Consider the following 13,057-nt stretch of genomic DNA (forward strand, 5'->3'; position numbering starts at 1 on the left):
GCGTTACGTAATGCCGCGTTACAGCGGCAGCTAATAGGCAACTAACGACTCTCGCCATCGGCGGCGAGTTGCATACGGAGCGATCATGGCGATTAAACGCAAGGTTCCCGGTGTTCGTAACTACGACGGCCCGGCAGGAGGGTGGGGCGCCCTCAAAGCCACCGCAACGGCAGTACGCGAGCAGATGGATACGCTCAAGGCCCCCCTCACGTTGATGAGAACCAACCAGCCGGACGGATTCGATTGCCCAGGGTGTGCGTGGCCAGACAAAGAACACAAGTCAACGTTTCAGTTTTGCGAAAACGGCGCGAAAGCGGTGACGTGGGAGGCGACCAACAAGCGTGTAACGCCTGAGTTTTTCGCCAACCATCCGGTGTCGACCTTGCTCCACCGAAGCGACTACGAACTGGAGGATCTCGGACGCCTCACGCACCCGCTGGTTTATGACCGGGGCACCGACACGTATAAGCCGGTGGAATGGGAAACTGCATTTGCGCGAATCGGTGAAATCCTCCGCGGGCTGAAACCTGATCAAGTTGAGTTTTACACGTCCGGCAGAGCGTCCAACGAAGCGGCTTACCTGTATCAGTTGTTTGCCCGTGAATACGGCACCAACAACTTCCCGGACTGTTCAAATATGTGCCACGAGCCGACGAGTGTCGGTCTTCCTCGCTCCATCGGGATGGGTAAAGGCTCCGTATCACTGGAGGACTTCGATGACTGTGAGCTGCTTCTTTCCATTGGGCATAACCCGGGCACCAATCACCCGCGCATGATGGGTACGCTTCACGAGCTATCCCGGCGAAAAGTGCCAATCATGGTATTCAATCCGCTGCGCGAACGCGCACTGGAGCGATTTGCCGACCCGCAAGACATGATCGAAATGGCAACCTATGGTTCGACGCGTATTGCCTCCACTTATTTGCAAGTCAAGGCAGGTGGGGATGCCGCGGCCATTAAAGGTGTGATGAAAGCACTGCTGGAGCTGGAAGCATCAGTCGGGAAAGTCATCGACTATGAATTCATTGAGCAACACACCAATGGCTTCGAGGTACTCAAAGCGGATTTGCTGGCCACTGAATGGCCGGCTATCGAATTTGCCAGCGGATTGCTCAAGGCGGACATGGAGAAAGTAGCTGCCGCCTATGCCAAGTCCAATGCCACCATCGTGACCTATGGCATGGGTGTCACCCAGCACAACGAAGGCACTGCCAACGTCCGGCTGATCTGTGACCTGCTGCTGTTGCGCGGCAACATTGGCAAGCCGGGCGCGGGTATTTGTCCGCTGCGCGGGCACTCCAATGTTCAGGGCAACAGGACTGTCGGCATCACCGAGAAACCCTCCAGCAGCTTTCTCGAAAAAATCGAGGCGGTATTGGGCTTCAAACCACCCGCAGAACACGGCCACGATGCGGTACAGGCAATGCAGGCGATGATCGCCGGTGACTCTAAAGCCCTGTTCTGTCTCGGCGGCAACTTCGCCGTGGCGCTTCCGGATCCGGCCCAGTGTTTCCCGGCCATGAACCAACTGGATTTGAGTGTTCATATCGGTACGAAGCTCAATCGCACCCATCTTCTGGTCAGCAAGGAAACGTACCTGTTCCCTTGTCTGGGGCGCACCGAGCTGGATATACAAAACGGCATGCGGCAATCGATCACGGTTGAAGATTCGATGTCGATGGTTCATGCCTCGGCAGGCAAGTTGATGCCGGCTTCCGAGTTCTTGCGCTCGGAGCCTGCCATCGTGGCGGGCATGGCTAACGCGACATTGCCTGACAGCAAAGTGCCCTGGCTGGAACTGGCGGCTGATTACGACAAAATCCGCGATCTGATCGAGAAAACCGTCCCGGGCTTCGAGGCGTTCAATGAGCGCATCCGGGTTCCGGGAGGCTTTCGGATGCCGCTTCCCGCGACGGAACGTATCTGGATGACGCCCTCGGGCAAGGCCGAGTTCTTTGTATTCCCCGGTCTGCATGAAGACAAGGAAGTTGACGGTGAGGACGTCTTGCGGCTGATCACGCTGCGCAGTCATGACCAATACAACACGACGATCTATGCCCTGGATGATCGGTATCGCGGTGTATTTGGTCGGCGAGACGTGTTGTTCATGAACCCGGCTGATCTCGAGTCACGGGGGCTGGCTCACGGGGATTTGGTCGATATCGAAACGGTCACCCAGGGGCGCAAGATGCGCTACGAGAAAATAACGGCCATCGAGTACAAGATATCGGCGGGTTCGGTGGGCGCGTATTACCCGGAGGCTAACCAACTGGTGCCGCTGGACTATATCGACGTCGATAGCGGCACGCCGTCATACAAATCGGTCCCCGTAAGGGTCATGCGCTCGGAAGTTAACTGAGCGGCTGATCATGATCAAACAAGGGGCGTGAAGCCCCTTGTTAGCGGATGCCGTATTTCGACTCAGGCCGCTCTGCTAATCTCAACGGCTCAGCCCGGCACCCTATGGCGCCATCAATCACAAAGCGTGAATCCATGACCCACGAAACCTTCGAGCCTCAATCCGTTTGCAGCCCTGTAACCAGTAGCGCGATTTTCATCGTGGCAACGCTCAACCCGGGCATCGAAGCAGTCGAGACGGTTCGTGCCTGGTGTGGCGATATCGCAGCGCTTACACGCTCTGTTGGCAAGCGTGTGCCAGCGGGTAATCTGTCATGTGTGTGCGGCTTTGGTTCCAGCGCCTGGGACACGTTGTTTGGCGCACCACGCCCGGCTTCGCTGCATCCGTTTCGAGAGTTTGGTGTGGATGGACGTCGAGCGGTAGCCACGCCAGGCGATATCCTGCTGCACATTCGAGCCGATCAGATGGATCTGTGCTTTGAACTGGCAACACAGCTGCTTTCCGCCTTGGGCGACGCTGTCACGGTGGTCGATGAAGTCCAGGGTTTCCGCTATTTCGACATGCGCAGCATCATCGGTTTTGTCGATGGCACAGAAAACCCGGCCGGTCGCAAGCTGGAGCATTTCACCCTCATCGGTGATGAAGACTCCGCATTCAGCCAAGGCAGCTATGTGCTGGTGCAGAAGTACCTACACAAAATGACCGAGTGGAACGCGTTGCCTGTTGAAGCCCAGGAGCGGGTCATTGGCCGTACCAAACTGGCCGATATCGAACTGGGTGAAGCGGTCAAACCCAGTTGTTCGCACAGCAGCCTGACCACTATTACCAAGGACGGCGAAGAGGTGAAGATCCTGCGCGACAACATGCCGTTTGGGCGACCAGGAGCAGGCGAGTTTGGCACCTACTTTATCGGCTATGCCCGCTCGCCCGAGCCGATTGAACAGATGCTGGAAAACATGTTCGTGGGCAAGCCGGCAGGTAACTATGACCGCTTGCTGGATTTCAGCACGGCGGTGACCGGCGGATTGTTTTTCGTGCCTTCTGCGGACCTTCTCGAAGCGCTGGCTGACCGGTAGCGTTCATGAGCTAACCGGCCACCGGTTAGCTCATGCTCTGGGGGGTGAATAACTTTTTGGCTTCTGCAAAACACTTTTCGGCGATGGCCGAACGGGGCTCGGTTTTGCGCATCACCATCCCCAGAGGCGCGAGCACGCTGGCGTCCGGCAGATTGATAAACGCCAGATTCTCGATCGGGCTCTCCAGGCCGCTGTCCAGCGGCATGATCGAGCAGCAAAAGCCTTCATGGATCGCCTGGAACAACTGGTACGTCGAATCGCTTTCGAGGATGGGTTGGGGGTCGAGACCGCGACTGCGGAAGCTCAGGTCAATGGATTTGCGATAGTGCATGCCATTGCTGATCATGCCCAAAGGCAGTTCGGCGGCGTCTTCCCAGCTCATTTCAGTGCCTTCGAAATGGAAGTGCCGCGTGTCGTACAGCAGGCCGACACGGGTCTCGCCCAGTTCGAAAAACTCCAGGTAATTAGGGTTTACGTGGTCCAGATAACACACCCCCAGATCAAGCTGGTTGGTGCCCAAGGCTTCGATGATCTTGTCCGAGCTCATGGACGTCAGGCTGAACTTGAGTTCCGGAAAGGTATGGGACAGGCCCTGAATGTAGCTGATCGGATTGAAACCGCTGAGCGGCACCAGGCCCAGGCGCAAATTACCGACCAGTTGGCCGCGACAGGCGGCAGCTTCGGCGAACAACCCGTCATGGGCGGCGAGCAAGGTCCTGGCCCAGGCGAGCACACGTTCACCGGCCTCTGTGAACCCTTCGAAGCGCTGGCCCCGGGTAACCAGTTCCAGGCCCAGCTCATCCTCCAGATTACGCAAACGCATCGACAAGGTCGGCTGGGTGATGTGGCAGCGCGCAGCCGCTTGGCCGAAGTGTCGGGTCTGCTCCAGCGCGATGAGGAATTTAAGCTGCTTGATATCCACTAAGGCACCTGCTGCGGGATTAATGAGAGGTAATTATTAACGCGAGTGTTCAGAAACCGTGGATTATTTTAGCGATTCTGTTCCGGCCCCTTTAACCAATGCGGCATCGAGGCCTTCGGTGCACGCCAATGATTGCCCGGCCAGCCATTCAGGCGTATTGAAATTGCTCAGGCGCAGGTCATCGCCAGCACAGGTCAATGCCAGCAGCTCATGCTTGAGCAGCGCGCGCAGCAGGCTGCGTTCGCCGTCATCCCAGGCCTGTTTCAACTGCGGCAACAACGCCGTGGGGATCAGGCTGAACATGGGCTGCCATTGCCCGGCCTGCTGGATCATCAGCGTGGCGCCGCTCGCAGGTCGCGCCTCGAGCATGGCCTTGATCAGTGCGGCATCGATATTCGGAGCATCACAGGCAAGCACCAGCAGCCAGGGATGGTGCGCAACGGCAAGTCCGGCCAGAACACCGGCCAGGGGGCCCGGGAAGTCCTTCTGTGAATCTTCGACCAATTGATCGGCATATGCGCGATAACGCGCTGCATTGCGGTTGCAGGAAATGATCAAGTCGTCGGTGAACGGACGCACGATGGCCTGTACATGGGCAATCAGCGGCTTGTCCTTCCACACCAGCAATCCTTTGTCCCGCCCGCCCATACGTGCCCCGCGCCCGCCCGCCAGCAGGAGTACCGAGCAGGGGCTGGATGCAGCTTCAGGAGAGCAGGTCGATGGCATGACGGGAACACCGTGAATAGAGAGAGGCAGACGATCTCACTCTCGCGCCTGTTCGTCCAATCATGGCTATTGAAGGGATGATCGACTCACTCGATCACCGGCCAATTGCGCCCGGAAAAATCAGTGATAGAAGCGCTCGATAATCCGGTCAACCGTAACGATTAGACAGTGGTTGTTTGGGCGCTTTAGCCTCTGGTAATCGTTTCAATAATGGCTTGCAGGAGAGTGACATGAGCGTGAAGTCGGATGCATTGTTTGTACCGCTGAATATGGCCGTGCTAACCGTCAGTGATACCCGTGAATATGCCAACGATACCTCCGGGCAACTGCTGGTCACCCGGCTGCTGGAGGCGGGTCATCGTTTGAGCGAGCGCAACTTGCTAAAGGATGACCTGTATAAAATCCGCGCGCAGGTGGCGACCTGGATCGCCGACGAGCAGATTCAGGTGGTACTGATTACCGGGGGCACAGGCTTCACCGGGCGCGACAGTACGCCTGAAGCGGTCAGTTGCTTGCTGGACAAGCAGATCGACGGTTTTGGTGAGTTGTTCCGTGCAATATCCATCCTCGATATCGGCACCTCCACGGTACAGAGCCGTGCCTTGGCCGGTCTGGCCAACGGAACGCTGGTGTGCTGCCTGCCGGGCTCGACGGGCGCTTGCCGCACGGCGTGGGAGGGTATCCTCGCCGAGCAGTTGGATGCGCGCCACAGGCCATGCAATTTTGTGCCGCACCTCAAGTCGGTGGCCTTGTGCGAGTCTCGGGGATGAGCCCGTCACCGCTGATGTCAGTGGAGGAGGCCAGCGCTTCACTGTTGACCATGGCGCAGGCGCAACGCCTGCAAGACAGTGAGTCGGTAGCACTGAGCGACGCACGGCAACGGGTGCTGGCCAATGACTTGATCGCAACCCTGGATCTGCCGCCGTGGCCGAACAGTGCCATGGACGGGTACGCCTTGAACGTCGACGACTGGAAGGGCCAGCCGCTGACCGTATCGCAACAGATTTTCGCCGGGCAGACGCCTGAGGCATTGTTGCCGGGCACCTGCGCTCGAATCTTCACCGGCGCACCGGTACCCGATGGGGCCAACTGCGTCGAGATGCAGGAGAACGTCGAGCGGCTGGAGGACGGTCGGGTGCGCTTCAAGCAGGCCCTGAGCGCGGATCAGAATATCCGCCCGCAAGGCCAGGAAAACCGTGCCGGGCAGGTGTTGCTCGCTGCCGGCAAGCGACTCGGGCCTTTCGAACTGGCCGTCGCGGCGGGGCAAGGCTGCACCCATGTATCGGTGGTACGGCGTCCACGGGTGGCAGTGCTGTCCACGGGGGACGAACTGACTGAGCCGGGGACGCCGCTGAAGCCCGGCTGTATCTACAACAGCAATCGCATCCTGCTCAGCCATTGGCTGAGTGCGTTGGGTTGTGAGGTGATCGATGGCGGTATTCTTCCCGACCAGCCGCAGCATACGCGGCTCAAGCTGGAACAGTTGCAACATGCCGCCGACTTGATCCTGACCACCGGTGGCGTGTCAGCCGGAGACGCCGACTGCCTTGGCCAGGTGCTGCGCGATAGCGGCAAGCCGTTATTCTGGAAACTCGCGATCAAACCGGGAAAGCCTTTGACCGTGGGCTACTTCGGCAACGTGCCGGTCATCGGCTTGCCCGGCAATCCGGCCTCGGCGTTGGTGACGTTCGGCCTGCTGGCAAGGGCCTACCTGTTGCGCATCCAGGGTGTCGATGACGTCACGCCCTTGAGCTTCCCGATTAACGTCGGGTTTGACTGGCCGAAAGCAGGCAGCCGTCGCGAATACCTGCGGGCCAGGCTGGAGGAGGGGCGGGCGATTCTGTATCCGAACCAGAGCTCAGGCGTGCTGCTGGGAGCTTCGTGGGCGGACGGGCTGCTTGAAATTCCCGAGGGCTGCACCCTGCAGCGCGGTGACACGGCGCGGTTCATTCCTTTCTGCGACTTGTTCTGACGCGGCATGCACCGCTCTCAACTCCCGCCACCGCCCCTCTAGGCACGAGCCAGCTTGCTCCTGCCGATGGGGGCGTCATGCAGTCCAGCGGTTGACCGCCAGTTGGTCACTTTCTCTTCCCTCTACCCAGCGCTCTCCGGACGGCGTGTGTTCACGCTTCCAGAACGGTGCGCGAGTCTTCAGGTAGTCCATCACAAAGTTGCAGGCATCGAAGGCTTCCTGACGATGTTCGCTGGCAACGCCGACAAACACGATGGGCTCACCGACCTTCAATGCCCCCACGCGGTGGACGATGGTCACCCGTTGCAACGGCCAGCGTTGATGGGCTTGATCGATGATCTGCTGCAGTGAGCGTTCGGTCATTCCCGGGTAATGTTCAAGGAACAATTCGCTGACCTGATCCCCCTGATTGAGATCGCGCACATAGCCGACAAAGGTGGCGACGGCGCCGACGCCCGGGTCTTCGGCGTGCAGGCTGCGGGTCAGCTCACCCAGATCAAACAGCTCGGTCTGAACCTGAACAGTCATCGCTCAACCTCCGGTCACTTGAGGGAAGAAGGCGATCTCGTCGAAGTCTTCTATCGGAGCATCGGGCGTACACAACTCCTGATTCAGCGCGCACATGAGGCTGGATTCACCGAGCACTTGCTGCCAAATCCCGCCTCTGGCCCTCAGCCGTTGCCTGACGTCATCCAGGGTGCGCAACGAGCCGTCCAGCGCGAGCTTTTCATCACCGATGCCAAGTTGTTCCCGGTAGCGCGCAAAGTAGTTGATAAGGATCATTGGGCGTCACCGGCTACGAAAGTCCCCGATTTCCCACCCTGTTTTTTCAGCACCTGGATCCGGTCGATGACCATCCCCCGATCCACGGCCTTGCACATGTCGTAGATCGTCAAGGCGGCCACGCTCGCGGCGGTCAGGGCTTCCAGTTCGACACCGGTCTGGCCGTTGAGCCGGCAGGTGCTGACGATCCGCACGCTGTCGGGCTCGACAACGCTCAGTTCGAGGTGGATCGAGCTGAGCATCAGCGGGTGGCAGAGCGGGATCAGTTCATGGGTTTTCTTTGCAGCCATGATCCCGGCGATACGGGCGACCGCAAATACGTCGCCCTTGGGGTGCCCATTGTCCTGAATCAGCTTCAACGTGGACGGCTGCATGCGTACCCAGGCCTGTGCCTGTGCCTCACGGGTGGTGGCGGCTTTGTCCGTAACATCGACCATGTTGGCCCGGCCTGCGGCATCCAGATGCGTCAGTGTGTGTTGGAGGTCGTTCATGGAGGTCCTCGGATCAGTTCAGTACAAAGTCGATGGGTTGAAGCACGGGAGGCAGCTCTGTCGCGCCATTGGCGTGGAGAACTTCACGTTCGATCGTGCGCACGATGGCATTGGTCGGCAGGTCGTTTTCGTCGTAGCCGAACGGGTCTTCCAGTTCATCGCCAATCGCGTCCAGGCCAAAAAACGTGTAGCTCACAATCGCCGTGAAAATCGGTGTCAGCCAGCCCAATGGCTCGGCCATTGCGAAGGGCAGCAGGATGCAGAACATGTAACTGGTGCGGTGCAACAAGAGCGTGTAGGGGAAGGGCAGCGGGGTGCTTTTGATGCGCTCGCAAATCGTCTGGGTCGTGGTCAGGTTGCTTAAATGGCGGGCCATCAACTGGTAGCGCCATTCATTGAGCTCCCCTGATTCGGTGAGCGTCGAGCACTGCTGGGTGACGTGGCTTAAAATGCTTTCCGGAATGTTCGGGGTGTTGGCTGACGGCAGCTTGTCCAGCCAGGGCCCGGCCACGCTTAACTCGTCTTCATGACGAAGCCTGGCGTTCAGCGCATGGGCAAATCCGCACAGGTTGCGAAGGAGATGGCGGCGCTGGCTGGCGTCCTTGATGACCTGGGTTTCCCGAATCATCGCCCGCACATCCATCACCATCGCCCCCAGCGCTTTGCGACCTTCGTACCAGCGGTCGTAGCACGCGTTATTGCGAAAACTCATGAAGATAGAGAGCGACAGGCCCAACAGCGTGAACGGCGTGGCGTTGACCTTGGAGAAGTACGCTGGATGAAGGGTTTCCACCAGCACAATCACCGAGGCCAGCAGTGTCACCAGCAGGCTACGCAGCGCGATGCGCCGGGCAACGGAGCCCTTGAGCGACGTCAATACACCGATCAGGTTGGGTTTGGCTCTGACGATCATGGGAAACAGCCTTCTGCATAGGGATAAAACCGGGGCGGTCAGCCGCCCGTCATGTTCATGAAACGGACCACTTGCACGTCATCGTTGAGCTCGAAGTTGTGCCGATACGGCTTGAGCTTCATCGACTCGATGATGGCGCTTTCCAGCCGTTTCGCATCACCCGGATAACGGCGCAGAACGGCCTTGAGGTCGACTGAATGCTCGTTGCCCAGGCACAGTAACAACCGGCCTTCAACGGTCAGGCGCACCCGGTTGCAGGTGCCGCAGAAGTTGTGGCTGTGGGGGGAGATAAAGCCCAGGCGAATATGCGGCGCCTCGGCCAGGCGCCAGTAACGCGAAGGCCCCTGGGTCGACTCCGCAGAGTCGATCAACGTGTAGCGTTCGGCGATACGCTCGCGCACTTGCGCGCTGGAGTAGAACGCTCCGGCGCGACTGTGTTCGCTGATGACACCCAATGGCATTTCTTCGATGAAGGAAATATCCAGTCCCCGGTCGATGGCGAACGCCACAAGGTCGTTGATCTCGTGATCGTTGCGGTCTTTCATCACCACGCAGTTGAGCTTGGTGCGCTGGAAACCCGCGGCATTCGCGGCATCGATACCGGCGATGACCTTGGCCAGGTCACCGGTGCGCGTCAGTTCGCGAAAGCGAACGGGATCAAGGCTGTCGAGGCTGATGTTCAGGCGCTTGAGCCCGGCATCGAATAACGGTGCGGCCAGCTTGCCCAGCTGTGAACCATTGGTGGTCATGCACAACTCACGCAGCCCTGGCAGCAGCGCGATGCGCTTGCACAGCTCAACCACGCCAGGACGAACCAGCGGCTCACCACCAGTCAGGCGGATTTTCCGAGTGCCCAGCGTCACAAAGCTTTCAGCCAGTTGGTAAATCTCTTCCAGCGTCAGGATCTGCTGTCGCGGCAGGAACTCCATGTCTTCTGCCATGCAATACACACAGCGAAAGTCGCAGCGGTCGGTCACGGACAGTCTGAGGTAGTCGACCCGGCGAGAAAAACTATCCATCAAAATTTGATCGGTCATTACAACCTCCGGCTCAACTAAACATCGTGGCCATGGCGCTGGTTTTTAGAGGGGGCGATTTATATAAAGGGATGTAGTTGAGTCAAGACTAGAGTTGTTTTCAGGTGCCGTCTAATCACTATTAACAACCGGGTGATCGATGAAATCTATGAGGTTTTACTTTGTTGGCCCGGTTAAAATTTTCGCGCCTATGCCATTGAATTTGAACAGTATTTTTCGTGATAGAGCATTTCGATGAGTTGGTCATTATTTGTGATTGGACAGCGTACTCATGCGCGCAATAGGCTGAAAACGTAACCCGATACGAACCCGTTTTAACGGGGCGGCGCGAATCATGTTTAGTGGTTTTAAATGTGTTTGCGTTTGTCGGTGCCTGAAAAACAACCATCAATAAGGGCTTTAAGTTAGGCCGCCGCCTACGCGTGAAGTCTTAGGGAAGTGCCATGAGCGAAATTGAACGTTATAAACCGTACAAGGGGGCGGCCGCAGGTTGGGGCGCGCTGATTGCGGTGACGAAAAACTGGCTGGGCAGTGAAAACGCGTTCAAGAACATCCGCGCGATGCTCAAGACCAACCAGAATGGCGGTTTCGACTGCCCGGGTTGTGCATGGGGCGAGTCGCAGGAAAGCGGCCTGGTCAAGTTTTGCGAGAACGGTGCCAAAGCGGTCAACTGGGAAGCCACCGGGCGCCTGGTCAACCCGGCGTTTTTCAATAAGTACACCGTGTCGTCGCTGGCGGCGCAAAGTGACTACTGGCTTGAATACCAGGGGCGTCTGACGCACCCGATGCGCTACGACGCTTCGCTGGATCGTTATGTCGAAACCAGTTGGGACGATGCCTTTGCCCTGATCGCCAAGCATCTCAAAGAGCTGGAATCGCCGGATCAGGCCGAGTTCTATACCTCGGGCCGGGCCAGTAACGAAGCGGCCTATCTGTATCAGCTGTTTGTTCGTGCCTACGGCACCAACAACTTTCCCGATTGCTCGAACATGTGCCATGAAGCGAGCGGCCTGGGCATGGGCGACAGCGTCGGCGTCGGCAAGGGGACGGTGACCTTTGATGACCTGGAAGAGTCCGATGCGATTTTCGTCATCGGGCAGAACCCCGGAACCAACCACCCGCGCATGCTTGAGCCGCTGCGCGAGGCGGTGAAACGCGGCGCCCAGGTGATTTGTTTCAACCCGCTGAAAGAGCGCGGGCTGGAACGCTTCCAGCACCCGCAGCATCCACTGGAAATGCTCACCAACGGATCTGAACCCACCTCGTCGGCGTACTTTCGTCCGGCCCTGGGTGGCGACATGGCGGCTTTTCGCGGCATCGCCAAGTTCCTGCTGGAATGGGAGCGTGATGCCCTGGAAAACAACGGCGAGGCGGTATTCGACCGTGCATTCATTGCCGAACACACCGCGGGCCTCGACAGCTACCTGGCGGAGGTGGATGCCACGTCGTGGGAGCACATCGTCGAGCAGTCCGGCCTGAGTCTTCAGGACATCGAACTCGCTGCGCGGATGTACCGCCGTGCCAAGCGGGTGATCATGTGCTGGGCGATGGGTGTGACCCAGCACGCACACTCGGTGGTGACCGTGCAGGAAATCATCAACGTGCAGTTGTTGCGCGGCAATATCGGGCGGCCCGGGGCAGGGCTGTCGCCGGTGCGCGGGCACAGTAACGTGCAGGGCGACCGCACCATGGGCATCAACGAACTGGCGCCGCCGGAGTTGATCCATGCGCTGGAAGCACGCTTTGACTTCAAGGTGCCGCGTCATCATGGTCACAATACCGTGATGGCCATTGCCGCCATGGAAGAAGGGCGCTCAAAGGTCTTCATCGGCCTTGGCGGCAACTTCGCCCAAGCCACGCCAGACACCCCGCGCACCCATGATGCATTGCGCAAGTGCGACCTGACCGTACACATCGCCACCAAGCTCAATCGCAGCCATTTGGTGATGGGCCGTGAAGCACTGATCCTGCCGTGCCTGGGCCGTACCGATATCGACATCCAGGAGGAGGGGCCACAAGGTGTGACCGTGGAAGACACCTTCAGCATGGTGCACATTTCCCACGGCCAACTGAAACCCAAATCGCCGCTGATGCGCTCGGAGCCAGCGATCATTGCCGGGATTGCCAACGCCACTCTGGGTAAACACCCGATTGACTGGCTGTGGACCGTCGCCGACTACAGCCGAATCCGTGACTTGATTGCCGACACCATTCCGGGCTTCGAGGACTTCAACAACAAACTGCTGCACCCGGGCGGCTTTCATTTGGGCAACGCTGCCGCGCAGCGCATCTGGGAAACCGCCAGCGGTAAAGCCCAGTTTGTCTCGAGTGTCCTGCCTGCTCACCTGGTCAGCGAAGGCGTGCGCAATCTCGACGTCAAACCGGACCTGATCCTGCAGACCATGCGCTCCCACGACCAGTACAACACCACGTTGTACGGCCTCGATGACCGTTATCGCGGGGTCTACGGCATGCGCGATGTGGTGTTCGTCAACGAACAGGACATTCGCAAGCTGGGCTACGAGCCAGGGCAAAAGGTCGACATGGTGTCGTTGTGGGGCGATGGGCGTGAGCGTCGGGTCAGCGGCTTTACCTTGATCGCTTACGACATTCCACAGGGCCAGGCCGCTGCCTATTACCCGGAAACCAACCCGCTGGTGCCACTGGAAAGCTACGGCGACCGTACCTACACACCGACGTCGAAGTTCATCGCTATTCGCCTTGAACCGGCTCCGGCCAGCAACCTGATTCAGTCCCTCGGCGCTTGAGCCGGACCGG

General features: G+C 58.8%; 12 protein-coding genes. 5 read left to right on the top strand and 7 right to left on the bottom strand.

What is annotated here, in order from left to right:
• Positions 1 to 85 precede the first annotated feature (85 nt).
• The gene (locus AWM69_RS18330) at positions 86 to 2,359 is read left to right on the top strand and encodes an FdhF/YdeP family oxidoreductase (protein WP_256930423.1); all 2,274 of its coding nucleotides are present in this window, start codon (positions 86 to 88) and stop codon (positions 2,357 to 2,359) included.
• A 134-nt stretch (positions 2,360 to 2,493) separates the two neighbouring features.
• The gene (locus AWM69_RS18335; protein WP_048383554.1) at positions 2,494 to 3,435 is read left to right on the top strand and encodes a Dyp-type peroxidase; all 942 of its coding nucleotides are present in this window, start codon (positions 2,494 to 2,496) and stop codon (positions 3,433 to 3,435) included.
• Positions 3,436 to 3,460: 25 nt separating this feature from the next.
• On the opposite strand, the gene AWM69_RS18340 is transcribed toward AWM69_RS18335, so the two are convergent.
• Together AWM69_RS18340 and mobA are read right to left on the bottom strand one after the other, a co-directional pair.
• Positions 3,461 to 4,357 carry a LysR family transcriptional regulator gene (locus tag AWM69_RS18340; RefSeq protein WP_048383556.1) on the bottom strand — a complete coding sequence of 299 codons (897 nt, stop codon included), beginning with the start codon at positions 4,355 to 4,357 and terminating at the stop codon, positions 3,461 to 3,463.
• Between the two features lie 63 nt (positions 4,358 to 4,420).
• Complete coding sequence (gene mobA, locus AWM69_RS18345; protein ID WP_218727866.1) at positions 4,421 to 5,083, bottom strand: molybdenum cofactor guanylyltransferase MobA; 663 nt, start codon at positions 5,081 to 5,083, stop codon at positions 4,421 to 4,423.
• Between the two features lie 230 nt (positions 5,084 to 5,313).
• On the opposite strand from mobA, the gene moaB reads away from it, so the two are divergent.
• Positions 5,314 to 5,853, top strand: coding sequence for a molybdenum cofactor biosynthesis protein B (moaB, locus tag AWM69_RS18350; RefSeq protein ID WP_048383560.1), 540 nt, complete (start codon positions 5,314 to 5,316; stop codon positions 5,851 to 5,853).
• Entirely contained in the window at positions 5,850 to 7,055 is a 1,206-nt protein-coding gene (gene glp / locus AWM69_RS18355; protein ID WP_218727868.1) for a gephyrin-like molybdotransferase Glp, read from the top strand. The genes moaB and glp overlap by 4 nt, the downstream gene beginning before the upstream one ends.
• A gap of 75 nt (positions 7,056 to 7,130) precedes the next feature.
• Here glp and moaE read toward each other — a convergent pair whose 3' ends face one another.
• Genes moaE through moaA form a run of 5 tightly spaced genes read right to left on the bottom strand, consistent with a single transcriptional unit; the run spans position 7,131 to position 10,279 of the window.
• Entirely contained in the window at positions 7,131 to 7,583 is a 453-nt protein-coding gene (moaE, locus tag AWM69_RS18360) for a molybdopterin synthase catalytic subunit MoaE (RefSeq protein WP_218727869.1), read from the bottom strand.
• Between the two features lie 3 nt (positions 7,584 to 7,586).
• Positions 7,587 to 7,838, bottom strand: coding sequence for a molybdopterin converting factor subunit 1 (gene moaD / locus AWM69_RS18365; protein ID WP_048383565.1), 252 nt, complete (start codon positions 7,836 to 7,838; stop codon positions 7,587 to 7,589).
• Complete coding sequence (gene moaC / locus AWM69_RS18370) at positions 7,835 to 8,329, bottom strand: cyclic pyranopterin monophosphate synthase MoaC (protein WP_048383567.1); 495 nt, start codon at positions 8,327 to 8,329, stop codon at positions 7,835 to 7,837. The genes moaD and moaC overlap by 4 nt, the downstream gene beginning before the upstream one ends.
• Positions 8,330 to 8,342: 13 nt before the next feature.
• Positions 8,343 to 9,242 carry a bestrophin family protein gene (locus AWM69_RS18375; protein WP_218727871.1) on the bottom strand — a complete coding sequence of 300 codons (900 nt, stop codon included), beginning with the start codon at positions 9,240 to 9,242 and terminating at the stop codon, positions 8,343 to 8,345.
• A 38-nt stretch (positions 9,243 to 9,280) separates the two neighbouring features.
• The gene (gene moaA, locus AWM69_RS18380) at positions 9,281 to 10,279 is read right to left on the bottom strand and encodes a GTP 3',8-cyclase MoaA (RefSeq protein WP_218727873.1); all 999 of its coding nucleotides are present in this window, start codon (positions 10,277 to 10,279) and stop codon (positions 9,281 to 9,283) included.
• A gap of 443 nt (positions 10,280 to 10,722) precedes the next feature.
• Between moaA and AWM69_RS18385 the strand changes: the two genes are divergently transcribed.
• Positions 10,723 to 13,047 (top strand): FdhF/YdeP family oxidoreductase, encoded by a 2,325-nt coding sequence (locus AWM69_RS18385; RefSeq protein ID WP_218727874.1) that lies wholly within the window; start codon positions 10,723 to 10,725, stop codon positions 13,045 to 13,047.
• The last annotated feature ends 10 nt before the right edge of the window (positions 13,048 to 13,057 follow it).

The organism is Pseudomonas sp. D1HM (assembly GCF_019266105.1).
GTDB classification, from domain to species: Bacteria; Pseudomonadota; Gammaproteobacteria; order Pseudomonadales; family Pseudomonadaceae; genus Aquipseudomonas; species Aquipseudomonas taetrolens.

Excerpts from the sequence above, each read along its gene's own strand:
- AWM69_RS18330 (WP_256930423.1), top strand. The coding sequence starts at position 86 with ATGGCGATTAAACGCAAGGTTCCCGGTGTTCGTAACTACGACGGCCCG.
- AWM69_RS18335 (WP_048383554.1), top strand. The coding sequence starts at position 2,494 with ATGACCCACGAAACCTTCGAGCCTCAATCCGTTTGCAGCCCTGTAACC.
- mobA (WP_218727866.1), bottom strand. The coding sequence starts at position 5,083 with ATGCCATCGACCTGCTCTCCTGAAGCTGCATCCAGCCCCTGCTCGGTA.
- moaB (WP_048383560.1), top strand. The coding sequence starts at position 5,314 with ATGAGCGTGAAGTCGGATGCATTGTTTGTACCGCTGAATATGGCCGTG.
- glp (WP_218727868.1), top strand. The coding sequence starts at position 5,850 with ATGAGCCCGTCACCGCTGATGTCAGTGGAGGAGGCCAGCGCTTCACTG.
- moaE (WP_218727869.1), bottom strand. The coding sequence starts at position 7,583 with ATGACTGTTCAGGTTCAGACCGAGCTGTTTGATCTGGGTGAGCTGACC.
- moaD (WP_048383565.1), bottom strand. The coding sequence starts at position 7,838 with ATGATCCTTATCAACTACTTTGCGCGCTACCGGGAACAACTTGGCATC.
- moaC (WP_048383567.1), bottom strand. The coding sequence starts at position 8,329 with ATGAACGACCTCCAACACACACTGACGCATCTGGATGCCGCAGGCCGG.
- AWM69_RS18375 (WP_218727871.1), bottom strand. The coding sequence starts at position 9,242 with ATGATCGTCAGAGCCAAACCCAACCTGATCGGTGTATTGACGTCGCTC.
- moaA (WP_218727873.1), bottom strand. The coding sequence starts at position 10,279 with ATGACCGATCAAATTTTGATGGATAGTTTTTCTCGCCGGGTCGACTAC.
- AWM69_RS18385 (WP_218727874.1), top strand. The coding sequence starts at position 10,723 with ATGAGCGAAATTGAACGTTATAAACCGTACAAGGGGGCGGCCGCAGGT.